Here is a 25334-nt window from a genome sequence, read left to right on the forward strand (position 1 = left end):
TCACTATTTCTCGCTGATAAGCGAGGACCCTCGAGAAAACTTCATTTTCTACTCAAACAGCCGCATGAAGACGGATAATTCAGAAAAGTCCGGCAAAACTGGGTGATTCAAGCCAATATCTGGGCATGGGGGCAGTGAACGTTATGGTCTTATCCAAGGTCGGATGCGAGATTTCGAGCTCGCGAGCGTGTAGAGCGATGCCTTTGAAAAAATTCTGCTGGCTGCCATATTTCTTGTCCCCCACGATGGGAAAACCCAGTTTTGCCAACTGGACACGAATCTGGTGCTTTCTGCCGGTCTCCAGTTCGATCTCTAGTAAACTCTTGCCAGCCGAGACCTTGAGAACCCGGTATCGCAACCGAGCTAACTGCGCGTCAGGACAATCAGCATGGGTCACATGTACTTTGCGATGTCGCTCGTCCTTACGAAGATAGTGTTCCAAAGTTCCTGATGCATCGGGCACTTCACCAGCTACCACTGCAAGGTAGGATTTTCTTACTTTACGATCTCGAAAAGCAGCCGACAGGCGCGCGGCTGCCTTCGACGTGCGTGCCAGCAAAGTGACTCCCGTAACAGGTGCATCTAGACGACTCACGACTCCCAAAAACACGTTCCCCGGCTTCTGGTACTTCTCACGAATATACTCTTTGGCAATCTTGATCAGGCTAGGCTGGTCCTCTGACACTCCCATGGTCGGCAGCATCGCCCGTTTGTTGACAACCAGCAGATGATTGTCTTCGTAGAGAACCTCAAGTTGATTCGCAGATATTGCCATTTGCACGAAAGGTTGCAGCGACAGTCCAAACCGTGGTACTCTCGCTTTATATGATCAAGGTGAGCAAAAAGTTACTCACCGACTCAATCACTCACTTACTAAATAACCACACAATCAATGTCTCAGTTTCGCATTATACTCGCTAGTGGCTCCCCGCAGCGCAAATTACTCCTTGAGAAGGAGGGTTACGAATTTAAAGTCATTCCACCCCATGAATCCGTCGAGAGTGGCATTTGTAGCAACTGTGGTCCGGCAGAACTTGTACTCGATCTTTCCGCGCGCAAGGCGGGTCATATCGCCAGCCAACTGCTTCCCGAACTGACCGAACCTGCTTTGATTGTTGCTTGCGACACGGTGGCGGAATGCCAGGGTACGATCCTCGGAAAACCCCGAGACGAAGAGCACGCGCGTGCAATGCTGGAACAATTGCGCGGCACGCGACACCGAGTCTACAGTGGTCTCTGCCTGTGGCTTCTGTCCAGCCAGACCAAGACCGCCCCACGAACCAAAATCGCAATGACCACGTTGGAAATGCAAAGTCTGACTGACGCTGAAATTGACGACTATCTGGCGACGGGACTGTGGCGTGAGAAGGCAGGAGCTTTTGGGCTTCAAGACCGACCTAGCTGGCTGAGTATCGTCGAGGGGAGTGAATCCAATGTAATCGGCCTGCCTATGGAACTGTTGGCCGAGATGATCGCTGAAATGTGAGCGGGGAGGCAGGAACGTCGCGTAAAACGTGGCGAAGTTTCACGATTGAGTCTATTGGCCCCTTCTCGTTATACTTGCTAGTCTACTATCGGTATCTCACTTTCTACAGGGCGGTCATGAAACTGCGGTTGGGCATTATTGGCGTAGGGGCCGCTTGGGAGTCGCGACACTTACCTGCCTTACGCGCACTTTCTGACCGGTTTGAAGTTTGCGCTGTCTGCGATCCAGTTCAACATAGGGCAGTTCAGGTTGCCAAGACATTCGGAGCAACCGCTTACGATGGCTTCCGGGCACTGATGGACCGCGAAGACATCGATGCCGTGCTACTGCTATCTGCCCAATTCTATGGTGCCACTCCCATTTTTGCTGCATGTGAGTATAGCAAAGCCATCTACTGCGCGGCTGCCCTGGAATTGCAGGACGATCAGGCAACCGTGTTGCGAGAACGCGTGCAAGAAGCGGGCATCGCGTTCATGGCTGAATTCGCCTGCCGCCTTTCACCGGCCACTTTAAGACTCAAAGAACTGCTCGCCACCCGGCTAGGTGCCCCTCAGCTTCTGTTCTGTAATCGCCGCAAAAGTTCGCCAACAAAGAGCGAGAACGGCGATCATTGTACACGTGACTTGGTTGAGTTAGTTGATTGGTGTCGTTATGTGGTGGACTCTGATCCTACTTCGCTGTTAGCTACGGCACACCTCTCTCCGACCTCTCCCCATCACGATTATTTCGCCGTGAGCCTGGATTTCTCACCGAATGCCGAGGTTGGCATCGGTCCCGTGGCAATTATTGGTTGCGGCAATTACGTTCCCGAATCATTTGAAGAGTCCCTGTCGTATCGTCGACCTGCGGACTTGAAAGTAGTTTGCGAAAAGGGTATTGCTTTTCTTGATTTGCCTAGCACAGTTGCCTGGTTTGACGGGGCAGGGCAGCACTTGGAGAAGCTTGAACATGATCGCAATGTGGGTGAGCAGCTATTGCTTCATTTCCATCGGGCCGTCCAGAGCCTCGTCTTAAAAAGCTCCAGCCTAGAAGATGCTCATCGAGCGATTACGATCACGAATCAGGCCAAGACAAGCTGTCGGACAGGACAGCGTATTTTTTGCAATTCTCAAGACTAATTTAGCAGCTCGGCTTGAACGGCTAGTGACTTGTTGGGCCGTTTGACATTTCCCCTCTTAGACCCTTATATTGCCCGTACATTTCAGTCGAATGGGATTCCGTTTTCTCACCAAACACTCAGAAAATATGGCAATTACTGCAAACGATCTTTCTCAATTATCGATCAACACCATTCGCACCCTAGCAATGGATGGGGTAGAAGCAGCCGGCTGCGGCCATCCTGGCACGCCGATGGCTTTGGCGCCAGTGACCTATCAGCTATGGACCGAAACTCTTAATTACGATCCTCAGTCGCCACATTGGCTCAATCGCGACCGCTATGTTCTGTCCTGCGGTCACGCTTCAATGTTGATCTACTCGATGCTGCATCTGGCAGGAGTTCGCAAAGTCAGTGCGGATGGCAAAATTACCGACGAGCTCTCCGTCTCGCTGGACGCACTCCGAAATTTTCGTCAATTCGACAGCGCAACACCCGGGCATCCCGAGTTTGGTCACACAACTGGAGTCGAAACAACCACCGGCCCACTGGGACAAGGCTGCGGCAATAGCGTTGGCATGGCCATAGCCGGCAAGTGGCTCGCGGCTCGCTACAATCGTCCTAAGTTCGAACTTTTCGACTACAACGTCTACACCCAATGCAGTGACGGCGATTTGATGGAGGGGGTCTCGTGCGAGGCCGCATCTCTGGCGGGTCATCTCAAACTCGATAATCTGTGTTGGATTTATGACGACAACTCGATCACCATCGAAGGTCGCACTAAACTTGCTTTTAGTGAAGATGTGGCAACTCGGTTCGAGGGATTGGGTTGGAACGTGGTGCGTGTGGATGATCCCAACGACCTCGGTGCACTTAGCGTCGCCTACGATGCTTTCCAGAATTGCAGCGATGCTCCAACACTCATCATCGTTAAAACTATCATCGGCTATGGGGCACCCAATAAAGCTGATACCTCTAAAGCCCATGGCGAGGCCCTGGGTGCGGAAGAGGTAAAACTTACCAAGGAAGCTTACGGTTGGCCTGCAGATGCTCAGTTTCTCGTTCCACCAGAGGTAACCGAGCATTTCCAAAACACCTTGGGCCAGCGGGGCCGAGAAGCGCGTGAAACATGGGAAGCTCTCTTTGCCGATTACCAGAAGGCGCATCCTGCCGAGACCAAAGAGCTTCTCCAGATGCAGCGTCGAGAACTCCCTGCTGACTGGGACGGCGATCTCGTCGAATTCCCCGCTGATGCCAAGGGTGTCGCCACCCGCAATTCCGGTGGCAAGGCGCTTAATGCCTTTGCCAAGAAAATTCCTTGGCTCTTGGGTGGCTCGGCTGACCTAGCCCCTTCGACCAAGACCCTTTTGGAGTTTGACAACACGGGGAATTTTTCGTCGGAAGATTACGCCGGCCGCAATTTCCATTTCGGCATCCGCGAGCACGCAATGGCAGCAGCCGTGAATGGCATGGCCCTCTGCGGCCTGCGTCCCTACGGTGCCACTTTCTTCGTCTTCAGCGACTACCTACGCCCCGCGATGCGGCTCAGCGCCATCATGGGCATTCCGTCGGTACTGGTCTTCACTCACGACTCCATCGGTGTGGGAGAGGATGGCCCCACCCATCAACCCGTCGAACAGTTAGCCGCCGCCCGGGCGATTCCAGGCTTGGTGGTGATCCGTCCCGGCGACGCCAATGAATCGGTGTACGCCTGGAAAGCTGCCCTGGAAAACAGCCATCGGCCCACGGCGATTGTTCTAACTCGCCAGAATTTGCCCACTCTGGACCGCACTAAGTTTGCACCCGCAGCTGGGCTGCTGAAAGGGGGCTACGTTGTAAGTGATGCCCCTGGGGGGATACCAGAAGTCCTTTTGCTAGCAACTGGCAGCGAGCTGTCTCTGGCAGTTGCAGCTCAGGAAGATCTTGCCAAAACGGGAGTCATGGCGCGAGTGGTTAGCCTGCCTTCCTTCGAGTTGTTCGACGAACAACCGCAAGCCTACCGAGATGAGGTACTCCCCCCGCAGGTTACTGCCCGCGTCGCCGTCGAAGCGGGAGTTCGCCAGGGCTGGGATCGCTACCTGAGCGGAAACGGTGCGTTTGTGGGCATGAACGGCTTTGGCATGTCAGCCCCCTTCGAGCAGATTTATGAAGCGGTTGGAATTACATCGGCCAACGTCGTGGCTGAGGCCAAACGACTCCTTGGTAAATAGATTCACGCGCTGGTCGCGCCCGACCCCCCAGGACGCACCCTTGGCAAACGTGATCTCAATCACTGGTTTCTCCGATCCGTTTAGCAGTCTCTCGCACTTGTTGGGTGCATTTGTATTTGCGGTATTGTCAGCATTCATGCTGCGGCGCGGTCGGGGAGATTCCTGGCGAGTGGCCAGTCTTGCAATGTTCTGCCTTGGTGCCGTATTCTTGCTGACCATCAGTGGCGTGAACCATTTGATCGCCCGTCAGGGCGCGGCACACCTCGTCATACAGCGACTCGATCACGCTGCCATTTTCGCCCTGATTGCCTGCTCGTTCACTCCCATCCATATGATTCTCTTCCATGGCTGGGGCCGTTGGGGAGCGTTAGCATTGATTTGGGCTATTGCATTTTTGGGAATCATATTGAAGTCCGTTTATTTCGACTCGATCTCCGCGAGTATTGGCACCGCCATGTATATTGGCATGGGGTGGATCGGGCTCGGTTCGTGGTTCTCCGTGGTTCGCCGCTACGGTTTTTACTTCGCTCAACCCATCATGTGGGGGGGAATCGCCTACACGGTTGGAGCCATCCTCGACATCCTTCAATGGCCCGTGCTAATCAGCGGTGTAATCCAATGGCACGAAGTCTTCCACGTCGCCGTACTGATGGGCCTCGCATTTCACTGGGCATTTATCTACCAAATCGCCAATTGGCCACTCGACAAATGCATGCTATCTAGTGTCACCAAGCAGGAAGTCTCTGGATAACTCTTTGAATGCTGCTTGTTCTATTCGATCCCCGCTGGATAATGAAAGCGAGCAAAGTCTTCATAACTAGCTACTATCCGGAACCTTTGATTATGCATCACTCCTGTAAGCCGCGTTACTTTGCCTTGTGCCGCCGCACACTGACGATGGGCTGCCTGCTGGCAAGTATGCCAAACATTTTGCTGCACGCGGCAGATATCGTATCTCTTTTGCCGCCAAATACGCTTGGCTATGCGGTGGTTAGAAACATTGCGTCGAGCGACCAAAAAGTTGCGCGGCTCACCACGCTTTTCAATCCCGGCGTTCCTACACCCCTTGGATTGGCCAAAGCGATAACCGGCATCCCTGAGGGCATTGATTTGGAGGGGGATGCGGTGTTCGCTTACTTGGCGAACAGTAATAGTCCAGCCAATCCTACTCCACTCGTCTTGTTGCCAGTGTCGAACTACCAAGCCTTTGCGGCATCCATTCAGGGAGATGCAACCGGTGAAATCTGTCGAGTCACAATCGCCGATGTCGATTTGTTGGTCGCAAAGCTAGGTGACTTTTCCCTGGTGATGAATGTCGAACATCGCGATCTGATGCGGCAGGTCCTGGCAACTAATAATGAAGCTAGTGCGAATTCCTTTTCGGATTGGATGGCAGGCAACGATGTTTCGCTGGTGCTTACGCGACTCGGGATGGCCCATATCGCCAGGCATGGCTGGTTCCAAGAAAGCATAGAAAGTGAAGATGGTTTCGCGGAAGACGAGTTTGGTGAGATCGCCGTTTCGAATGGGCTCACGCAGCAAGAAGCCTTGCCTTTGGCAGATTTTGCTCGCAGGAATTTTCGAGCGGTGGGTCTCGGCCTAGTGATCGATAAAGCGGACAACTCGCGACTCCGCTGGAAAGCTGAGTTTCTCAAACCGTCGGATTCTTTAGAGCAACGACCTGGAAGTATCCAGGAGCAATTGTCGGGATTGGTAGCAAGACCCTTTGCAGTGGCGGGGGGAGGAGCGCTTCCTCCCAGGGCCAGTGATATCATCGCAGATTACATGACGATTCTTTCTCTCCAAGAAGCCGAGCAGCAGGGGAAGACAGATTTCACACGCGAGGACTGGGCTGCCGAGCGGAGGTCCTGGGACTTGACCTTGGAGGGTGTCCGCGAAGTGACGCTGCTGATGGTTCCCCCTACAACGGGTGAGCCTCTCTTAGCCACATTTTTTGCTCGAATAACTGTTGACGATTCCGCCAAGTATCTTGCATCGCTCAAGGAATCCTTTGAATTAGCGAACGAATTAACATCACGATCTAAAAGTCCGATCAAGATGCTTTATGAATTCACTCCCCAAAAAATTGGCGACTTCGAAGGGGTGGCAATTACGACGGACCTCGACAAAGCAACAGGTGACCAGAACGTTGATGTCTGGCAAGCGATGCTCACTGCCTCTCTCGGCAAAGAGCATAAATTCAATATCTTTTGTTCGCCAGTCGACAAGGAACACGTATTTGTCGGCCTTCAATCATCAGACAAGCTTCTTGATTTTATTGAAGGATTTAGCAAGGGAGAGACGGGTTTGGCCAACGAAGTATCTGTGCAGAAAACAATTTCTCTACTGGATACAGAAAGTCCCCACGCTTTGCTTGTAGATCCCCAGGGGATTGTGGAAATAGCGCGTGCTTGGATGAAGTCATTCCTAGTATTCGGCATGGTACCGGAGTTGCCCCTTTATCCTACGGTTCCCCCAATCGCTGTCACACTATCGGGGGATCAACTCGGGTGGCAGGGAGAGGTAACACTTCCACTGGAAACCTTACAGTCCATGGCAACGTTTGTCGCTGATCTGAAAAAGGTATTCGGTCAATGAGCCAATTCGCAATTTTCGCCACGAATCCAAACCGTTTGAGGGTTGGCGTTGGTGCGTAATAGCACCTCGTAGGGATCGGCGTCCGCAGGGCAGGGGAGGGCAATAATGTCAGCCCACTTGCCCGGGGTCAGCGAGCCTGTTTCCTGGGCAAGTCCCAAGGCCTCGGCACCATTCAATGTGCCGAGTTGGATGATGCTAGCAGGCGAAATCACCGGAAATTGCTCTGCGATCCAACGCAACTCGCTTAGTAGGTTCAAATCAGGATTCGAGGCGCGGCTATCCGTTCCTGCAGCGACACGCACGCCAGCATCTAACATCCTCTGAAGGGGATAAGGATCGTGGCCAAAATAGGCATGGGTCCTAGGGCAAAAAATCACTGACATGTGCGCTCGATGTTCGGCGAGGAACTGAATCTCCACATCACTTAGATAGTTCCCATGAATTACCAGAGCTCGCGGCGCTTCGGAAAGCATTCGCAAGTAGTCTAAAGGCATGCTCCCATGAGGAATGGCTTCAGGATCCCACATGCTGCGATCTAAGAGCAGTTGCTGAAAAGGTCCGGTTCCCGTTGCAAGCAATTCCAATTCCTCGCGCGACTCCGCCAGATGCATGGCTACGGGCAGGCCCTTGTCGCAAGCCAAGTCCACCAACCGCTTGAGCAGCTCTGGATGAACTGTATAGGGAGCATGAGGGCTAATTCCCCGTGAACATCTCACACCCTGAGCTTCCATTAGTTCGACTCGATGGGCCACATCGATGAGTATGGATGTAGTGCGCCCCGAGGAAAATCCTATCACTTCATCAAATGCAACTAGATGAGCACCCTGAAATTTCTTGGAGGCCGAAGAGCCAGCGGTTGAAATTTCCCCGATCGTCGTCACGCCTGCACGCAATGATTCCGAAATGCCTTTCTGGACAGCAGTCGCAGCATCGCGGTCTCCCCGTTTGCGGTTGCCAATAACCTGGCGAATCCAATCGGGGAGCGGCATCGCAGGCCCACCCAGTGGCCGTGCCAGGTCGCTGAACTCCAGGTGGGTATGAGCGTTCACCAGTCCTGGCAGTAAAATAACATCGCCAATGTCCTGGATATCTTTAGTGACCTTCGGAGATTGCTCAACAGCAACGATTCGACCCTGGTCAATCGAAACGACTCCATTTTTCAAGGGGGAGCCATCAACAGGTAGAACCCAACGTGCTCGTAGTGAAAACTTCGACATGATTGGTCGGCTCGGGATCAGAGTGTAACCAGCGATCCCATTGTGTCGCTTTCAAGCAAGTCTCTCAAGCACCGACGAACTGCTTGTCGAGGTTCTCTTGGAGCTGCTCTTCATCGGTTCGATGATACGGAATCCGATGAAGCCACCAGAGAATTCCCGCAGAGCCACAGAGACAGACTAGGATTACCCAATCTTGGAAAAACCCCTGGTTGTCGGTGCGAAAGAAAATATCTAGCTTGGGCTGTTTCACCATCCAAGCTTCGAGATTCTCAGCCAGCTTTACTGATAGCACCGTGAGGCTGTTGTAAATTGCGTGAAAGACGATGCAAGGAATGAGGCTTCCCGTCTGGACGGCCAGCACGCCGATGACCAAGCCGACTGCGGCGGCGGATACTTTTTGTTGCAAGATAAAGTGGGCCATTCCAAAAGCGATAGCTGAGATGCTAATTGCCCACCATTTATGTCCCAGGTGTCGCAAGCCAGAAAGTATGAATCCCCGAAAGGCAATTTCCTCGCAGATTGCCGGGAGCAAGCCAATCAAAACCAATGGCAACCACCAATTGGGTGCTGTTTGCATGACGGAGCTAAAGGCCGCGATCTGCTCTTTGACTTCGTTACTAACGGGATAGAGCAACTCGACCCATTGGGCAAACTGCTGGCCCAAAGGAAACATCAGCACTGCCAAACCAGCCGCCGCCAAGACATGCGAGATACGAGGCCAACGATCAAGGAGCAATGTGCGTGCCGGACGACGCGTAAACAGGAGAGTCATAAGACCCGCCGGGAGTGCGATGCAGACCACTTGGCTAATGAACAAAAGTTGGGCCAAGGAGTGAAAACTGGTGCCCGCCCCTTCTTGAGCCGACAAGGACAGGCTCACAAAAAACTGTACGATCGACACGACCACGATACACAAAATCGCTTGAGCAAGCGTGGGCGTATCTGCTCGATCTCGAAAGAGGTGTGTAAGCCACCGCCCCAGGTCCAGTCGCTCGCTTTCCCGAAACAATACCGACTCACGATTGAACTGGTCTTCTGCCCAGCGGATGGCCAACAGACAGCAACCGAAAGTGACTCCGACTACTGGAATAACATATTTCAGTGCATGAACGTATTGCCCTTCAATCACGCTGCGCAGCAGGAGCACAACACCAGTCACGGGGATGAGACTATTACCGAGCGTTAACTCGACACCAGGCGAAAGCGGCAGCATCATGAGCGGCATGACCACCAAAAGCAGAGGCATCAGGTAGTACTGGCCTTCCTTTGTACTACGTGCGAATGCCGCGCAGGCCAGGCACATAGCACTAAAAAATGCAGCAATCGGCAACAGCGCAACTACGAGCCAGATCAAGGAGCTCAGCGGAGGCAGAGTCAATGCACTCGCTCCCGGTAGCGAAATGATTTCACTGAACTGTGCCAAGATAAATTTCGCTGTCACCCCCAGACTGGCTAAGTTTAACAGGGCTGTGATGACGCTGAATGTCATGATCGTAAGCAACTTGCCCCACACGATTTCACGGCGCTCGGCGGGACTTACCAACAAGGTCTCCAAGGTCCCTCGTTCTTTTTCGCCAGCACACAGATCGATGGCCGGATAGAATGCACCGGTCAATGCCCAGATGAACAACACGAATGGCAATACCTTCGACCAGACGGCCGCATGGCGTTGCTGCTCATGCGACACATCGTTTTGTTTAATCAAAAAGGGATTGGTCGCGGTGATCGGGACATTCCCCTCAGCAAGGTTGGAGCGAGTTACTTCGGCCCGCCATTGACGAAGCACATCGTCAACTCGTAACTGAGCGATACGCGACTTCTCATTCGCTGAGATGAAAATGATCTCCGTTTGGAGCAATTCGTCATCAAGGACCACAGGTTCTGTTTGAGAGCGATTCATGAGAGACTCTCGCACTGCCTCAAGTTGCGCTTCAAACCCCCGCGGGAATCGAAGCACGACTTGTACTTCCCCCTGGCTGATAGCTTCGCGAGCCGCCTCGTCGAGAGCATCGCCGATGGGAACCCCCTCGGGCCAGAGCGTATCGGGTCGCACTAGCTGCAAGACGTCTTGCTCTTTGGGAGTACTGAACCAGGAAGAGGCGAAGTGGTCCTCGTCGAACAATTGGGGGAGCCAATCGCTGCCGGCGAGTTGTTCCTCGCCCAGAACAAGTACTTTCGACGCGTTGTTACGCATGAATTGTGAAAGCTGAAAGAAGCTCATTCCCAGCAATGGGTAGAGTAGCAGCGGCAACACGGCGATTAGGAACAACGTCCGCCGGTCGCGAAGTTGATCCCGCATCTCTCGGGCATACACCAATTTGACATTATGTAGATTCATGCACCGCTACTCTTCCTTAGCTTGCCACAGGTTCCTGATCCTGATCTTGAATCAAGGAAAAGAAGACATCTTCCAGGTCGGCACCTTGATGCTCAGCAAGCATCCCGGCCACACTTCCTTCGGCCAGTATTTTACCTCGATGCATGATAGCTACTCGGTCGCAGAGTCGCTCGGCTTCTCGCATAATATGGGTGGAGAACACAATACATTTCCCTTGGTCTCGGAGCTCCGCGACTGTATCCAACAGGGCGCGAGCGACCAATACATCGAGTCCGCTGGTCGCTTCGTCGAATATGAGCACGGGTGGGTCGTGCACGATCGCGCGGGCGATCGACACCTTTTGCTTCATGCCGGTGGACATTTTTGCACCCAACAAATCACGAATCGCTTGCATCTGGAGACGGTCAAAGAGGCTTTCCATGCGATCATGCAGGCGGTCATCCTCCATCCCATAGAGTCGGCCAAAATACTCCACCATCTCCCACGCGGTCATTCGATCGTAAACAGCTGTGTTCGCCGACATAAAGCCGATATGGTGGCGGACCATTGAAGGCTGCGTGACGCAATCGAACCCGTTGACGCATGCTGATCCACTCGTGGGCTGCAGGACTGTGCTGAGGATTCGCAGGGCCGTGGTCTTTCCCGCACCATTGGGGCCTAGCAACCCAAACACTTCGCCCGCAGATGCGGAGAAGCTCAGATCGTCCAGGGCAACGAACTCTCCGCGCCGCAAGTCCGCGTACACCTTGGTCAGAGAGCGGGCCTCGACAACTACGCTCTCTGTTGACATCTTCGTGTTCCAAGGGAAAGTGGGGGGGGAAGTCCAATTCGCGAAAGGGTTGTTGCCAAACAACCGCGAGATGGGGACCTGTCTCAAGGATACCAGCAGGGGCCCGTTATGCGAAGTAAGTTCTTTGCCAGACTCAATTTACGATGGGCAACATGTGCTGGTTTTGGCGACTGTGAGGAACAATTGAGGTGACTTCGTCGTCGATCAGTTCGTAGAAGACGTTTCGCTGCCGCGGTTGGTATCCCAAGTCACTGATAGCAGTGCGAATCTGATCCAAGCTCAAGTGATGAACCGTCCCCGCTTCGGCAACCACATTTTCCTCAATCATCAAGCTTCCCATGTCGTTCGCACCGTAGAGGAGTGCCATCTGTCCGATCTTGAGTCCCTGAGTCACCCAGCTTGACTGCAAATTAGCGAAATTATCGAGATAGAGCCGAGCCACGGCATTGGTTTTCAAGTACTCAAACGAACCGGCTGGTGGTATGTCTGCCATATCTGTATGGTCTGGCTGGAAGGTCCAACAGATAAAAGCAGTAAAGCCACCCGTCTCGTCTTGCAGTTGCCGGAGTCGCTCCAAATGCTCAATGCGTTCGGCCAATGTTTCAACGTGCCCAAACATCATGGTTCCCGTGCTCCGCCCTCCAAGTTCATGCCAAACACGATTCACATTGAGCCAATCGTCGGTGAGTACCTTGCCACGAGTAATGGCATGGCGAACGCGGTCGACAAGAATCTCGGCGCCCCCTCCTGGCAAGCTGCCTAGCCCCGCTGCGCGCAATCGACTTAGCACTTCCCTGAGAGAAAGTTTCGATATCTTCGTAAAGTGATAAATCTCGGGTGGACTGAAGCCATGTACGTTTACCTGGGGGAAATGCGATTTGATATCCTGCAAGAGTTCTTCATACCATTCGAGCTCAAAGTCGGGATGAAGGCCACCCTGCAGCAGAATCTGGTCGCCACCGATCTCGACGGTTTCCTGAATCTTGTTCAGCAGTTCTTCCCGCTCCAGGACGTACCCCTCTCCCGATTTAGGTGAGCGATAGAAGGCACAGAAATCGCATACAGCGGTACAAATGTTCGTGTAATTGATATTGCGATCAATATTGTACGTACGATAGTTCTCAGGATGCAGACGACGGGTAACTTCATCCGCAGCGCGACCAATGGCGGCCAGGTCATGGGATTCGAGCAGACGCAACCCTTCGCTGGGAGTTAGCCGCTCACCAGCTACGGCCTTATCGAGAAGATAGTCAGTAGAAACTTCAGCAATCATTGTTCACACACCGCGGATGCAGCACCCATTATCTCGGGGACGAGTCCGCACTCGTATGCCCGCTGATAGAATAAATCCAAACCACGTTTCTCGCGATTTCCCAATGTAAAATACAAGTTTCTGGAGAGATATTCCAGAACCAATTCGAAGGGGAGTCGCATCTCTGCCGATTGCTTGCGAGCGACAGCCGCAAGATTTTGAACCCCTTCGTCTCGAGCGGCCTCAAGCTCTGTTGAGACGGCAGAAAAATTGAGGCCTGGTCGGGCAACCCACATTGCAAACACAAATGGCAATTCCGTCGATCGGCACCATCGGTCGCCGAGATCCCAGGTTTCGATAAACTCGCTATTCTCACACTGAATTGCCCTGTCTCCGATAATCAAGACGGCATCCGACTGCACGTCTTGAGGCCCAGCCCCCAACGGCAAAGATTGTAACTGAGGAGCGATAACTTGCTTCTCTTGCAGGAGCATTTGAGCAAGCAAACAACTGGTCCTCGATCCTTCGTCGAGCGCCAACGTCTCAACCTCGGCTGGGGGAACTCGAAAAAGAAGCTTCACGCTCAAAACAGGACCATGACAAGCAATGCAAGCATTCGACACTACAGACCACTCAGGGTGAACCAATAATTCTGCAGAGGGAACCAGAGCAACATCCAACTCCCCGCCAGCCAACGCATCGGCCAGCCGGCTTGGATAATCCAAAACGATTTTCGCTTCCGGCAACCTCTCCACAAGCCGATAAACCAGAGGCTTAGTATTGAGGTAGCTAACTGCCCCGATTCTTAGACGGTCTTCTGGGTGGGAAGGGGAGCGAGTCATGTCCAAAAATGTCGTAAGTTTTTGTCTGATCCAAAGCGACGATTATAGAGGGCCTTTGGAGGGCCGACTAGGCTGGCCGCGCGGTACGATGTGATTCTCGCCAAAAGATCAACCGAATTAAGCGCGTTACTTTAACCTGTTAGATAGAATCATCGAGGGCCGCTCATACCTCTAGCTTACGAAACGCACGAAAACCACCCATGAGAGGCACAATCGTAACCAAAGCCGTCAACAGCACTACTCCAATCAACCCGAGAGATAGCCAAAGCAGGAGATTTCCTGCCGGAATCATTTGAGTCTGCAACTTGCTTTCATTTGCCATGAAATAGAAATGGCAGGGGAGGGCGGTGAGCAAAACGGTCAGCAAGATGAATATCGCACTCAGGACAAGATTGAGCGTGCCACCAAAACCGGCGGCAATTTTTGAAGGAGACTGCTCCCGGAAATCGGGCATGATCGCACCCAAACCGACGGCCATGCCGGAGAGTCCAATACAAAGCATCAGGCAAATGAATTGGTGAATAACAATCACCTGTATCGACACCCTTAACATGATATCGCTAGAAACGACCAATATAGCGCACGGCAGCCAGGAACCACTTGCTGCAAACAGAAACTTACCCCAGAGTATGGCGTCTCTTTCAATGGGAAGTCTTCCGAGTATCCAGAATCTGCGCCCTTCGAGGCTGATAAGAGGGTATATGAATCGGGTCGTGAAAGTTGATAGAATGAGCCCTACCACAGCCAGATTGAGAAAGCTGACGATGTTGACCCATGCCAATACATTAATGTCCTGGCGGTGTTGCCTGAAGCGGTCGATATTGGCAAAGTAGAGCATCAACAAACCGAAGAAAATGAGAAACTGTGACCACTGAACGGGATCACGACGAAACATGCGAAAGTCTTTGATGATTAACAACTGAGTTTCTCTCGGCAAGAGCCAGAGTAGCTTTTCAGTTATGCGGTCAATCCACGCCATGCGGAGATGCGTCTGGCGTGCTTGCCGGGAATTCAAGCCATAGTAACTTGAACGGTAGAGGAGCCCCCCTACCCAGAGCAATATGACATGAAAAAACATCGCATTCGAAAGTAGTACGATTAGATACTTGCCGCTTTCAAACCAGGGGAGGTCGCCAGGGTCAAAAGTCTCTTCACGCGCCGCTTCCAGCAACCCGTTGCTCAACCAGGTACTTGGCAGCCATTCTTCACGAGTGAACTCGAAACGGCGGAATGTCTGCTTGAACCAGGCGGCTCCCAAAAGATCTGCGTCTTTGATGTCGAGCGTTCGCCATATCGAAGTATAAGCAACGACAACAATCAATAAGGCGATGATTCCTACGACGATTCTACGCAGATGGGGTACACGGCTTATCAGGATCAGACAGATAATCGCTCCTATCGTGCAGGGAATATAGGCGAAGGAGATCATTAACCCAGGCAAGTAGGCGTAATAGTACCACGGGGCTGACACAACAATCCCGTAAGCGATCAACATGGGACTCGCCAGGAGAAAAAATCCCCAGCTGCTAAAGAAAAGAGACTCTTGGAAGCGGTACAGGACGATTCGAGAATCCCTGATGGGCAAGGTCAAGAGATGGTTTGTTTCGTTCGAAGCATACAATCCTCCATACAGGATGATTCCAGACGAGAAAATGAGCATAATCTGCAACGACATGAAGAAGAGCGTGAAGACAAACTGCACTGTTTGCGCATGGTACGTCGCTCCGGGGAGCCCTACCTGGCCGACCACGAAGTCGAATCCCAGGTAGAACAGCACAAAAAGGCCAATCCAAAACACGATGCTCAAGGAGATGACTAAACTGGTCCGCAACCGAGAATTGGCAAACAGGTGGCGTAATTGGCTGCGAGTTTCTCGTATGCGCAACTTCCAAAACAGTTGCCCTTCGCGCTCGTGAGTTGGTAATCGCTCGATCTGATCGAGATAGTCTGATGTACTCAGATCAGATTCCATGATAGGAAACTTCCCAGCATTGTTTCACTGCAACGTTTAAGGCTCAAGCACTGGGCTTTCTGAATGACTCCGAAAATCACCATTCGAATTACCATCGAAAACGGATACATCTGTCAGTGCGAGGTAGAGCGACTCGAGTGTGCCCAATACTCCAGGCACCCTCTCACGCAATTGGGCTACTGTGCCTTCGAACACAAGTCTGCTGGAGTTCATTACTGCAACTCTATCGGCTATTTCTTCGGCGATTCCTAGTGTGTGTGTAGACATCAAGACGGTTTTCCCGTTATCGGCATAGGCTCGCAGGAAGTCTTTGACCAAGCGAATACACTGCGGGTCTAGTCCAACCATCGGCTCGTCGACTACCAATACTTCTGGCTCGTGTATCAACGCTGCCGCAAAGACAGTACGCTGCCGCATGCCGTGGGAATAACTTTCAGTAAGCCTGTCCATGAACTCTCCCAACTGGAATCGTTCGACTTCCCTTTGTACGGCAGTTCTAACTTCCGAAGCCGTCAACCCATACAGTTCACCTACGAATTCCAGGAATTCGCGTGCGGAGAGCTTATCATAAAGAAAGGGCTGATCTGGGACATAGCCAATGAGGCGACTTGCCTCACGCATACTCTCACTAACAACATAGGGGCCAACTTTCACTTGCCCGAAACTGGGCTGGAGAAGACCGACCAACATCTTAATCGAGGTCGTCTTGCCAGCTCCATTATGGCCTAGAAGTGCAACGAGTTCCCCTTTGCCCACAGAAAGGTTGAGCCTCTCTACAGCAGTTCGATTGCCAAACGTGCGGGTGACATCTTCAAAATGTATCATGGATCAACGTCGTGAAGGCACTGAGTCAGCAAATCGATGTACACAACACGAGGTCAATGTACCAGGAAACCATTCAGGATGAAATGAAGGCACCCAGAGTGAAATCTAGTTCTGATCTGATGCGACTTCCGAGTTGAAACTGTCCGTTTCAAGAGTGATCATATCCTCAAAGAACTTCTGACCCATAGCATTGGACTCGGCTTCAGTGAGCCGATTAAATCGAAGATGTGAACTTCCCAGGTACACATCTCGCCTGAGAATTGATCCCTCCGGCTCTACCCAGGACACAGCCTGTAGACGTGCTTTTTCGGAAATCCCAGATCCAAGCAAGCCCTGGTATTCCACTTTAAAGACGCGCCTGAGTTCTTCCGCGAAGAATAGCTTTTCTTCGGCAACCACCTCGACCTTGACCAGTTCTATCTGATCTCCCGAGGCCCGGAAGGGACTATAGACTTCTTCTTGCCAATGTTTACCCAAATACATATAGGGAAGTTCCGAACCAGGAAACAAGACCTCGTTAAGAGAATTGCTGTCTGGCAAGTAAACCGACGTTTCGTAAGGCAAACTACCGGTACTGACCGTAAGGTTTAAATAGGAGTCTTTCACCCTCCCTGAAATCCGGAGGACGGAAGCCATTTCGTTGAGCGATACCTTGCTGTGGAAAGAAGAAAAATTTCCTAAGGAATCAACTTCGATACGAGATTTTACATCGAACGACATTTTCCCCAGGCTGGGGACCGCCATTCTCATCCAAGTTGGCGCTAAATCAGAGATGGGCATGTCATGGAGCAAGATGCGATTATGGAGCTCTACTGTCCCTCCCACCCCAGCCACACGCACACTTGCAGCCTTGCCAACTGGATTGTTGGCCCATTCAACTTCCCAAGCTACGACTTGGTTGTCTCGGAATGTCTCGATGGAGGGAGAATGTCCGTCCCCCATGCCGGGCATGACCCGCTCGGTCACCAGCCATGCCATACTGGAGAGCCACAATGCGAACACTGCAAGGACGAATATCCGATTCGCCATAGGATGACTCCATGGTTAGAGACCTAGACCACGAAACGAAACCAAATCCTTTCCGCCTAAAGAGTTACCGCCCGGCGCGGCACCACTTATCGATTCTCTAGGCATTGTAGCCAGAAATTTGAGTAAAAGCGACAGATTGTTCATTTCTCAGCCAAGAAAACGGCAATTTTGAGCAATTCTGGCTAGCACTTGGGGATACTACTGAGCCGAATCCTTAGAGTTAGCAGAGGCTTCAACACTCCCAATCCCCAACGCCGTTTCCAGATAGTCGTCGAGCGTATAAATAGTTTGCTGACGTAGTGAGGAGGAACCACTCTTTTTTGTGTCAGCCTGGGCTATTGGATTTTGCCGCTTTGCTTCAACCATTGAAATGATTTCTGCCGTCGACTTATCGATAATCGCCCGTTGAAGCACTTCTCTCCCTTGAGGGCTGAGCGAAAGTGCTTCGATTTCTGCGTATCCTCCCAGTTGGCTACTCGCTGAGCTGAGTATTTCACTCCCTTGTTCCTTGTAGAAAAAACGGCAAAGAGGTGCTGTATCCTTAAGAGTTCTATGCAACAGGCCACGGTGCGTAGCGGGGGAAGCACCCAGGCTTAGCCGCAGATATTGCTGTAGTTCTTCGATCTGAGACTCTGTGACCAAGCCTCCGGGAACGTAGCCAGTCATTGATTCCAGATATAGCCTTGCCGTTTCAGAAATCGCCCTGCGCTGCTGGCTGTCCAATTGAGGTTTGGCGGCGAAGGTGATTATTGGTGTAAACGCCAAGAAACTGATCGATAAGATGACTATGGTTTTCATTTCTAAAGTCCGGTCGGATGTGCGGAAACGAAGCTCCGAATTGCAGAAAAGTGGGTTTCTACCCGAGGCCCAAAGTCCGAGAAGAATGGGCACTCTTCTGGGTGTATTAGACAACCCTACCTTACGAAAGCAGATGAAGGGTCCATTTCATAACCCCTTTAATTAAAGGAACTTACATAAAACTCTGAAAAACTTTTTCAGAATAAGTCCCCCTTTCGGGTGGGTTACTATTTGCATCCGGACATTGATGGATTATGTTGGCATAACAGTCGTTCGGAACCGATTCTATTCTTACTCGCCAAACAGGAGGTTAACCATGCCGAGTGGTGCTTATTTCATTCGCAGTTGTCCAACTTGTGGCAGGTCATTGGAAATTCGGGTTGAGTATTTTGGCAAGCGTGTCTCTTGTAAACACTGTTCAGCTGAGTTTGACACGATCGATGCCCCTCAAGATTCACTGGGGGCTAGTGATTCGTCGCTTAGTCTCTTGGCACGTGCTGAAGAGTTGATCGAGTCAGTGAAGATTGGCTCCGTGGCCTGAATTCTGCCGATCATTTGTTAGACTTCCCAGTTCTGTAAAGAACTTGGGATAGGTTTTGGCAGTGCAGTCTGGGTCTCGGATAACGACTCCGCGCGCCTTGATTCCGGCAACGGCAAAACTCATTGCCATGCGATGGTCGTTATAGGTATCAATGGTGGCCGGCAGAACCTCACCAGGGATGATGTCGAGCCCACCCGGGTACTCCGCAACTTTTGCTCCGAGCTTCCGCAGTTCCGTCGCCAAGGCCGCGATGCGGTCGGTTTCCTTGTGGCGAATGTGGGCAATGTTTCGAATACGCGTCGTACCTTTTGCAAACAGAGCCACCACAGCTAATGTTTGCACGGTATCGCTGATCGCATTCATATCTACATCGATGCCACTGAGCGGACCGCCCTGTACCGTGATGGCATCCTCTTGGTATTCAATCTGGCAGCCCATGCTCTGCAGGCATTTGACGAAGGCGACGTCCCCTTGCAGGCTTTGCGAGTTCAAGCCGCGGACCGTCACCTTGCCTCCTGTGACAGCTGCAACAGCCCAGAAATAACTAGCCGCGGAGGCATCTGGTTCGATAGCATAGCGGCATGCTTGATACCTGCCCTGACTCGGTATCTGAATCTCGCAAAAGTCCGATGCGAATTGCGTTTTGACACCAAACGACTCCATCACACGCAGAGTCATTCTCACATAGGGAATCGAAACCAGCTTGCCCGCCACGCGAAGTATGACATCTTCCTCTGCACAAGGAGCCGCCATCAAGAGTCCACTCAAGAATTGGCTGGAGATATCGCCTCTCACGGTTGCAACTCCTCCCTGAAGTCCTCTGGCCGCTACCTTGACTGGTGGACAACCACCGTCTCTTTCACAACGCACATCGGCACCGAGCTGATTCAAAGCAGATGCAAGATCGCCTATCGGCCGTTCACGCATCCTTTCCACGCCATCCAGTCGAAACTTACCCTGACCCAAAGTAACTGCGGCAGTTAAGAATCGAATCGTGGTCCCGCTGTTCCCAACGAAAATTTCTGCTGCTTTGGCTGGAAGATTACCTCCACAGCCGACCACCTGAAGTGTCTGTCCCGAATCGGCCACGTTCACCGAGATTCCCAATGCTCGCAGGCCGTCAATCATGACCTGCGTATCTTCACTGTCGAGAGCACCCTGTAGCTCCGATTTGCCCTCAGCCAACGCAGCACAGATGAGCGCTCGATTTGTGATGCTTTTCGAGCCAGGAGGGCGGATTTCTCCAACTACTGGCTTCTTAACAGGTTGAATTTCGATCTCATCAGGCATGAAGGATAACCGTGAGGCGGCTCGAAGCTGGAAAGGGAAAGACCAATTGGTGAATCGAAATACACAAGGTATGTTAGTAGCTGGAATAGGGCGTGGGAAGCCTGAACGACTGGCCAGCGAGGCGACTGATGATGATTCGAAAACTTAGGGAATGACCTGGAAATTACTCTAACATGAAAAAGGTAACTTCGGGCGGCGGTTGGCCGGCAATCTGGTACACGTTTCGCAAAGGTCGCGAAGCCGGCGGCATTTGGAAGCTGTGGAAAGCTATGCGCTCTAAAAACGCATGCAAGACCTGCGCCTTGGGCATGGGGGGACAACAGGGTGGCATGGTCAATGAGCAAGGCCATTTTCCTGAGGTCTGCAAGAAATCGCTCCAAGCCATGGTTGCTGATATGCAAGGATCGATTGATCCTGAATTCTGGCAGCAGTACTCCATCGAAGATCTAAAGCAACTCACTCCTCGCGAGTTGGAGAACTGTGGCAGACTCACTCAACCGATGCTCTATACCCCCGAGCTGCGCCGCTATCAGCCGATCCCCTGGGAGGACGCCTTTCGACGAATTTCCAGTAAGCTCTGTGAGATTCCAGCCGATGAGACTTTCTGGTACTTCTCTGGACGCAGCAGTAACGAGGCCGGTTTTCTTTTACAGCTATTTGCAAGGCTCTATGGAACGAACAACGTCAACAACTGTAGTTTCTACTGTCATCAGGCCAGCGGCGTTGGGTTGGCCAGCAGCACTGGCAGCGGAACGGCAACGATTGTACTCGAAGACATGGATGCCGCGGACTTGGTTTTCGTCATCGGCGGCAACCCGGCAAGCAATCATCCACGACTGATGCGGACCTTGATGCAAGTGAGGCGACGCGGCGGCGAAGTCGTCGTCATCAATCCGCTGGTCGAAACGGGGCTTGTTAATTTTCGTGTCCCTAGCGATGTGAGATCGCTGCTGTTTGGCACAAAGATCGCTAGCCTCTATGTGCAGCCACACATTGGCGGCGACCTAGCGTTGCTGACTGGCATTGCCAAACGAGTCATTGAACTTAACGCTCACGACGTCAACTTCCTGGTATCACACTGCAATAATTGGGACGAGTGGGCGCAAAACTTAGCCGCCGCATCTTGGGAAGATATTACGACGAAATCCGGTGTCTCTTACGAGCAAATCGACGCCATCGCTCAAAAGTACGCAAAGGCTAATAATGTCGTATTCAGTTGGACGATGGGAATCACGCACCATGCTCACGGAGTGCAAAACGTACAGGCCATTGCCAATCTTGCCTTGCTGCGAGGTATGGTCGGGCGACCAAATGCTGGTTTGCTGCCTATCCGTGGTCATTCCAACGTGCAAGGCATCGGCTCGGTCGGTGTGACCCCCAAACTGAAAGACGCCGTCTTTGAAAGACTCGAATCTCACTTCGGTGTTGCGTTGCCTACATCCGATGGACTCGACACTATGGGCTGTATGGAAGCCGCCCACTCAGGGAATCTCAAGTTCGGACTTTGCCTGGGAGGAAATCTCTATGGCTCGAATCCAGACTCAACCTTCGCCCAGCAAGCAATTGAAAACCTCGACATGATGGTTTATCTGAGCACGACACTCAACACGGGGCACTCCTTCGGCCTGGCGAGAGAAACAATTATCCTCCCAGTACTCGCTCGGGACGAAGAACCGCAACCCACGACACAGGAATCGATGTTCAATCTCGTTCGACTCAGCGATGGCGGCCCTCGGCGACATCCCGGTCCAAAGAGCGAGGTAGAAGTCATCGCCACAATCGCACACGAAGTTTCTTCAACTGATTTAGGCCCGAATAAAAATGTTGCGCTAGATTCCATCGAATGGCTCCGCATGCGCAACACGGGCCGCATTCGTGAAGCCATCGCCGCGATTGTACCTGGCTTCGACAAACTGAAGAACATTGCAGAAACCAAAGAAGAATTTCAAATCGACGGCCGTACGTTTCACAAACCGAGTTTTCCTACAGTCAACGGACGCGCTAATCTGCATGCGCATCAATTACCTGACCTACTCGGAAACGAAGGCAGCCAACTTCGCTTGATGACGATTCGCAGCGAAGGGCAGTTCAACACGGTCGTCTATGAGGATTACGATCTCTATCGCGGTGTGGAAGATCGCCACGTGATCCTCATTCATCCCGAGGATATCGCCGCAAGAGGGCTCGACCCGGCAGTGCCAGTGACTGTTCACGGTCCCGCCGGCTCTCTCTCCGGAGTGCGACTTCATCCCTTCCCACAGATTCGAGCGGGCAACACGGCGATGTACTACCCCGAATGTAATGTGCTCGTTAGCCGTCACCTCGATCCCGCCAGCAAGACGCCGGCTTTTAAGGGAGTAATAATTACCCTCGAACCGGAAGGGGCGCTTCTGGTGCCTAATGAGACTGAATTAAATTCCGCTTAGTGCTCTTTTATACGAATTTACCCTTAATATTAAACCAATCATGACCAATTTCCTTACCAGTTTCTTTGTCTTACTTGTTCTGAGTATCCTGTGGAACTGTAGCAGTTTGAGTGCTGCCGCAGCGCAGGAGGATACCACCGTTGCCGCACGAGATTTCGTAAGGAATTACGAAACGACGGTCGTGCCAATAGAAATCTCGCTCAATCGCGCCTGGTGGGAAGCCAATACTTCCGGAAGCGACGAGGCGTTTGCTAATAAGGAAGCCCTCGATAAGCAGATGAATGAGTTGCTTTCTTCTCCAGGGAATTTTGAAAAGCTGAAAAGCATCAAAGCAGGTACGATCACTGATCCGCAACTCGCCCGCCAGATCGAGGTTCTGTATCTGATCTATCTCAATCGACAAGGCGATCTCACCCTGCTCAATCGCATGTCTGCCAAGGCCAACGAGATTGAGAAGAAATTCAACCAATTTCGTGCCACGGTCGGTAAGAAATCGTTCACCGACAGCCAAGTCCGCGATGTTCTGCTCACTTCCAAGGATTCTGTCGAACGCGAGCAGATCTGGAAAGCTAACAAAGACGTTGGCACCCAGGTGGCGGTCGATCTGCGGGAACTGGTCCGCATGAGAAACGAAGTGGCGAGAAAGCTCGGCTTCAAGAATTACCATGATATGCAACTCACTATCAACGAGCAGGATCAAGCTGAAGTTCTCGCCTTGTTTGACGAGCTCGACGATCTGACTCGCGGACCTTATGCCCGAGCCAAAGATCAGATCGACACAGCGCTCGCCGACCAATACGGACTGTTGGTCTCCGACCTCCAGCCTTGGCACTATCAGGATCCATTTTTTCAAGAGCCACCAGCCGTGTATGAGATCGATCTCGGAGGGCCGTTTTCCAAAACTGACATCTTGCAAGTCTGCCGGGAGTTTTACGCAGGGATCAAACTCCCCATCGAGGATGTCCTCGAGCAAAGCGATCTCTACGAAAAGCCGAAAAAAAGCCCGCACGCTTTTTGCACGGATATCGATCGTGCCGGTGACGTCCGCGTGCTGGCTAATATCGTTCCCAATGAATACTGGATGAGCACCATGCTTCATGAGCTTGGACACTCGGTTTATTCGAGCAAGTATATCCCGATGACTTTGCCGTATCTGCTACGGGTGAACTCGCATATCCTCACTACCGAAGGGGTGGCAATGATGTTTGAGCGGTTTGCGACCGACCCTGAGTGGCTCAAGGCCTACGGAGTCGATGTCGACGACCCAGCGACTTACAAGGCAGCCAGCCAGCGGATGCGTCGTGACAAGCTGCTGATCTTCTCTCGCTGGTGTCAGGTAATGCTGCGGTTTGAAATGGCGATGTACGAAGATCCCGACCAGGACCTCAATCAGCTTTGGTGGGATCTAGTTGAGAAATATCAACTAGTACAAAGGCCCGAAGGACGCGATGCGCCGGATTTCGCAAGCAAAATCCACGTTGTCAGCGCACCTTGCTATTACCACAATTACATGATGGGCGAGTTGTTCGCCTGCCAAGTCCACGCAGCCATTTGCCGCGACCTGGACATACCAGGCAAACCTGCAAACGCGTTCTACACCCGTGAACCGCGTGTTGGCAAATTCATGCAGGAAAAGATATTTGATCCAGGCGCCATGTTGCCATGGAATGAATTAACCAAACATGCCACAGGCGAGCACTTAAACGCCAAGTCGTTCGCAGCGGAGTTTCAGTAAATATAGATTACTGCACGTACGCGACAACTGCGACTGGAGATGTACATGCTGGCTAGGCCGCCGGACCTTCTCAGCTCAGTCTTGAATCTCTAGCCCATTTGTTCTAGTCTAAAGAGTATTGTTCTCTTTACAACACTTCAAAACAAAGACGCGTTTCTCTTAATTGCTTGGAGTGCTCATTATGGATGCCATCAAAATGCAGCCCGTTCTTAGGACATTGCTGCATTCGACTGCAATTGTCTCCCTTGGCTTTTGTTTGGCTGACTGTCTGGCGCAATCCCCTGGAGAGACTGAGCAGGCTCAATCACCCTCTACTGCCGAATACACTGCCGAGCATGACAAGATTTGGAATAGCAAGGAAATGCTCGAAGCAAGGGCTCACCTGAAGACGACTTTCGAGCGTTCTGCGAAAATCTCTCAGGAGCAGGCCGACAAGTATATGGCTGATCTCAAAGCCATGAGTCCAGACGAACTTCAGGTCTGGCTAATAAACTTTCAAGAACAACGTGCGAGTACCCTCAAGCAAGTCGAGCGGGAACGTCAGATTCGACAGCAGACTCTGGCAAGTCGCTCTCCGGCTCAGCAAGTTGGTGGCTTTCGGAATCCCTCACCGGGGAGGGGTACAGTGTCTTCAGGATTGCCAGCGGGGACCGGGCTGCAACCAGCAGGAGGTAGCCGCAATGTTTTTGCTTCCTCACCCCAGGTGCAGAAGCCGTTTTCTTCTCCTGCTTACCAACAATCCGTGCGACCGCTTGTCACTTCCGAAGATGCGGCGCGAACTGAAATACTTCGTGGTTTTTCACCATTCATCGCCTTTTAACTTCCCCACTTCTTTCTCAACGCCTAACGTTTGATTGAAAGCCGTATATGACACCGATTACGCGACCCC

General features: G+C 52.1%; 20 protein-coding genes. 9 read left to right on the top strand and 11 right to left on the bottom strand.

What is annotated here, in order from left to right; translation table 11 throughout:
- Window positions 1-79: 79 nt before the first annotated feature.
- On the bottom strand, window positions 80-775 hold the full coding sequence (locus tag Pla144_RS09725) for an RluA family pseudouridine synthase (protein ID WP_146450489.1): 696 nt from the start codon (window positions 773-775) through the stop codon (window positions 80-82).
- A gap of 117 nt (window positions 776-892) precedes the next feature.
- Here Pla144_RS09725 and Pla144_RS09730 point away from each other — a divergent pair, with 117 nt between their 5' ends.
- The 5 genes from Pla144_RS09730 (at window position 893) to Pla144_RS09750 (ending at window position 7390) form a co-directional block, all read left to right on the top strand.
- Window positions 893-1486: a Maf family protein gene (locus Pla144_RS09730; RefSeq protein WP_146450490.1), complete on the top strand. Its 594-nt coding sequence runs from the start codon at window positions 893-895 to the stop codon at window positions 1484-1486.
- Window positions 1487-1602: 116 nt separating this feature from the next.
- Window positions 1603-2604 (top strand): Gfo/Idh/MocA family protein, encoded by a 1002-nt coding sequence (locus Pla144_RS09735; protein ID WP_146450491.1) that lies wholly within the window; start codon window positions 1603-1605, stop codon window positions 2602-2604.
- A 127-nt stretch (window positions 2605-2731) separates the two neighbouring features.
- Window positions 2732-4792, top strand: coding sequence for a transketolase (gene tkt, locus Pla144_RS09740; protein ID WP_146450492.1), 2061 nt, complete (start codon window positions 2732-2734; stop codon window positions 4790-4792).
- 49 nt (window positions 4793-4841) lie between these two features.
- Window positions 4842-5543, top strand: a complete 702-nt coding sequence (gene trhA, locus Pla144_RS09745; RefSeq protein ID WP_231936330.1) for a PAQR family membrane homeostasis protein TrhA — start codon at window positions 4842-4844, stop codon at window positions 5541-5543.
- Window positions 5544-5635: 92 nt separating this feature from the next.
- Complete coding sequence (locus Pla144_RS09750; RefSeq protein WP_146450494.1) at window positions 5636-7390, top strand: hypothetical protein; 1755 nt, start codon at window positions 5636-5638, stop codon at window positions 7388-7390.
- Here Pla144_RS09750 and Pla144_RS09755 read toward each other — a convergent pair.
- The 9 genes from Pla144_RS09755 to Pla144_RS09795 all read right to left on the bottom strand — a co-directional run bounded on the left by Pla144_RS09755 (window position 7384) and on the right by Pla144_RS09795 (window position 18453).
- Window positions 7384-8607, bottom strand: coding sequence for an amidohydrolase family protein (locus Pla144_RS09755; RefSeq protein WP_146450495.1), 1224 nt, complete (start codon window positions 8605-8607; stop codon window positions 7384-7386). The genes Pla144_RS09750 and Pla144_RS09755 overlap by 7 nt on opposite strands.
- A 64-nt stretch (window positions 8608-8671) precedes the next feature.
- The gene (locus Pla144_RS09760) at window positions 8672-10945 is read right to left on the bottom strand and encodes an ABC transporter permease subunit/CPBP intramembrane protease (protein ID WP_146450496.1); all 2274 of its coding nucleotides are present in this window, start codon (window positions 10943-10945) and stop codon (window positions 8672-8674) included.
- A 16-nt stretch (window positions 10946-10961) separates the two neighbouring features.
- A complete protein-coding gene (locus Pla144_RS09765) occupies window positions 10962-11735 on the bottom strand; it encodes an ABC transporter ATP-binding protein (protein WP_146450497.1) in 774 nt (257 codons plus the stop codon).
- A gap of 133 nt (window positions 11736-11868) precedes the next feature.
- Complete coding sequence (gene mqnC, locus Pla144_RS09770; RefSeq protein WP_146450498.1) at window positions 11869-13008, bottom strand: cyclic dehypoxanthinyl futalosine synthase; 1140 nt, start codon at window positions 13006-13008, stop codon at window positions 11869-11871.
- Window positions 13005-13829 (bottom strand): menaquinone biosynthetic enzyme MqnA/MqnD family protein, encoded by an 825-nt coding sequence (locus Pla144_RS09775; protein WP_146450499.1) that lies wholly within the window; start codon window positions 13827-13829, stop codon window positions 13005-13007. Before Pla144_RS09775 ends, mqnC begins: the two co-directional genes overlap by 4 nt.
- Window positions 13830-13992: 163 nt before the next feature.
- Window positions 13993-15801 (bottom strand): putative ABC transporter permease subunit, encoded by a 1809-nt coding sequence (locus Pla144_RS09780; protein ID WP_146450500.1) that lies wholly within the window; start codon window positions 15799-15801, stop codon window positions 13993-13995.
- Window positions 15802-15837: 36 nt separating this feature from the next.
- The gene (locus tag Pla144_RS09785) at window positions 15838-16626 is read right to left on the bottom strand and encodes an ABC transporter ATP-binding protein (protein WP_146450501.1); all 789 of its coding nucleotides are present in this window, start codon (window positions 16624-16626) and stop codon (window positions 15838-15840) included.
- A gap of 105 nt (window positions 16627-16731) precedes the next feature.
- Window positions 16732-17655 carry a hypothetical protein gene (locus Pla144_RS09790; protein WP_146450502.1) on the bottom strand — a complete coding sequence of 308 codons (924 nt, stop codon included), beginning with the start codon at window positions 17653-17655 and terminating at the stop codon, window positions 16732-16734.
- Between the two features lie 198 nt (window positions 17656-17853).
- Window positions 17854-18453 (bottom strand): hypothetical protein, encoded by a 600-nt coding sequence (locus tag Pla144_RS09795; RefSeq protein WP_146450503.1) that lies wholly within the window; start codon window positions 18451-18453, stop codon window positions 17854-17856.
- A 316-nt stretch (window positions 18454-18769) separates the two neighbouring features.
- Here Pla144_RS09795 and Pla144_RS09800 point away from each other — a divergent pair, with 316 nt between their 5' ends.
- Window positions 18770-18994: a hypothetical protein gene (locus tag Pla144_RS09800; RefSeq protein WP_146450504.1), complete on the top strand. Its 225-nt coding sequence runs from the start codon at window positions 18770-18772 to the stop codon at window positions 18992-18994.
- Here Pla144_RS09800 and aroA read toward each other — a convergent pair.
- Entirely contained in the window at window positions 18968-20284 is a 1317-nt protein-coding gene (aroA, locus tag Pla144_RS09805; protein WP_146450505.1) for a 3-phosphoshikimate 1-carboxyvinyltransferase, read from the bottom strand. The two genes, Pla144_RS09800 and aroA, sit on opposite strands and share 27 nt — an antisense overlap.
- 173 nt (window positions 20285-20457) lie before the next feature.
- Here aroA and Pla144_RS09810 point away from each other — a divergent pair, with 173 nt between their 5' ends.
- The 3 genes from Pla144_RS09810 to Pla144_RS09820 all read left to right on the top strand — a co-directional run bounded on the left by Pla144_RS09810 (window position 20458) and on the right by Pla144_RS09820 (window position 25265).
- A complete protein-coding gene (locus Pla144_RS09810; RefSeq protein ID WP_146450506.1) occupies window positions 20458-22710 on the top strand; it encodes an FdhF/YdeP family oxidoreductase in 2253 nt (750 codons plus the stop codon).
- Between the two features lie 40 nt (window positions 22711-22750).
- A complete protein-coding gene (locus tag Pla144_RS09815) occupies window positions 22751-24445 on the top strand; it encodes a M2 family metallopeptidase (protein ID WP_146450507.1) in 1695 nt (564 codons plus the stop codon).
- Window positions 24446-24626: 181 nt separating this feature from the next.
- Window positions 24627-25265 carry a hypothetical protein gene (locus tag Pla144_RS09820; protein ID WP_146450508.1) on the top strand — a complete coding sequence of 213 codons (639 nt, stop codon included), beginning with the start codon at window positions 24627-24629 and terminating at the stop codon, window positions 25263-25265.
- Window positions 25266-25334 lie beyond the last annotated feature (69 nt).

It is taken from the genome of Bythopirellula polymerisocia (assembly GCF_007860015.1).
In the GTDB taxonomy this organism is placed as follows: Bacteria; Planctomycetota; Planctomycetia; order Pirellulales; family Lacipirellulaceae; genus Bythopirellula; species Bythopirellula polymerisocia.

Bases quoted from the DNA above. Each gene is read 5' to 3' on its own strand.
- Pla144_RS09810 (WP_146450506.1), top strand. From the start codon at position 20,458: ATGAAAAAGGTAACTTCGGGCGGCGGTTGGCCGGCAATCTGGTACACG.
- Pla144_RS09795 (WP_146450503.1), bottom strand. From the start codon at position 18,453: ATGAAAACCATAGTCATCTTATCGATCAGTTTCTTGGCGTTTACACCA.
- Pla144_RS09750 (WP_146450494.1), top strand. From the start codon at position 5,636: ATGCATCACTCCTGTAAGCCGCGTTACTTTGCCTTGTGCCGCCGCACA.
- Pla144_RS09765 (WP_146450497.1), bottom strand. From the start codon at position 11,735: ATGTCAACAGAGAGCGTAGTTGTCGAGGCCCGCTCTCTGACCAAGGTG.
- Pla144_RS09815 (WP_146450507.1), top strand. From the start codon at position 22,751: ATGACCAATTTCCTTACCAGTTTCTTTGTCTTACTTGTTCTGAGTATC.
- Pla144_RS09820 (WP_146450508.1), top strand. From the start codon at position 24,627: ATGGATGCCATCAAAATGCAGCCCGTTCTTAGGACATTGCTGCATTCG.
- Pla144_RS09780 (WP_146450500.1), bottom strand. From the start codon at position 15,801: ATGGAATCTGATCTGAGTACATCAGACTATCTCGATCAGATCGAGCGA.
- Pla144_RS09735 (WP_146450491.1), top strand. From the start codon at position 1,603: ATGAAACTGCGGTTGGGCATTATTGGCGTAGGGGCCGCTTGGGAGTCG.
- Pla144_RS09800 (WP_146450504.1), top strand. From the start codon at position 18,770: ATGCCGAGTGGTGCTTATTTCATTCGCAGTTGTCCAACTTGTGGCAGG.
- Pla144_RS09755 (WP_146450495.1), bottom strand. From the start codon at position 8,607: ATGTCGAAGTTTTCACTACGAGCACGTTGGGTTCTACCTGTTGATGGC.
- Pla144_RS09785 (WP_146450501.1), bottom strand. From the start codon at position 16,626: ATGATACATTTTGAAGATGTCACCCGCACGTTTGGCAATCGAACTGCT.
- Pla144_RS09730 (WP_146450490.1), top strand. From the start codon at position 893: ATGTCTCAGTTTCGCATTATACTCGCTAGTGGCTCCCCGCAGCGCAAA.
- Pla144_RS09725 (WP_146450489.1), bottom strand. From the start codon at position 775: ATGGCAATATCTGCGAATCAACTTGAGGTTCTCTACGAAGACAATCAT.
- Pla144_RS09775 (WP_146450499.1), bottom strand. From the start codon at position 13,829: ATGACTCGCTCCCCTTCCCACCCAGAAGACCGTCTAAGAATCGGGGCA.
- mqnC (WP_146450498.1), bottom strand. From the start codon at position 13,008: ATGATTGCTGAAGTTTCTACTGACTATCTTCTCGATAAGGCCGTAGCT.
- Pla144_RS09760 (WP_146450496.1), bottom strand. From the start codon at position 10,945: ATGAATCTACATAATGTCAAATTGGTGTATGCCCGAGAGATGCGGGAT.
- aroA (WP_146450505.1), bottom strand. From the start codon at position 20,284: ATGCCTGATGAGATCGAAATTCAACCTGTTAAGAAGCCAGTAGTTGGA.
- Pla144_RS09790 (WP_146450502.1), bottom strand. From the start codon at position 17,655: ATGGCGAATCGGATATTCGTCCTTGCAGTGTTCGCATTGTGGCTCTCC.
- tkt (WP_146450492.1), top strand. From the start codon at position 2,732: ATGGCAATTACTGCAAACGATCTTTCTCAATTATCGATCAACACCATT.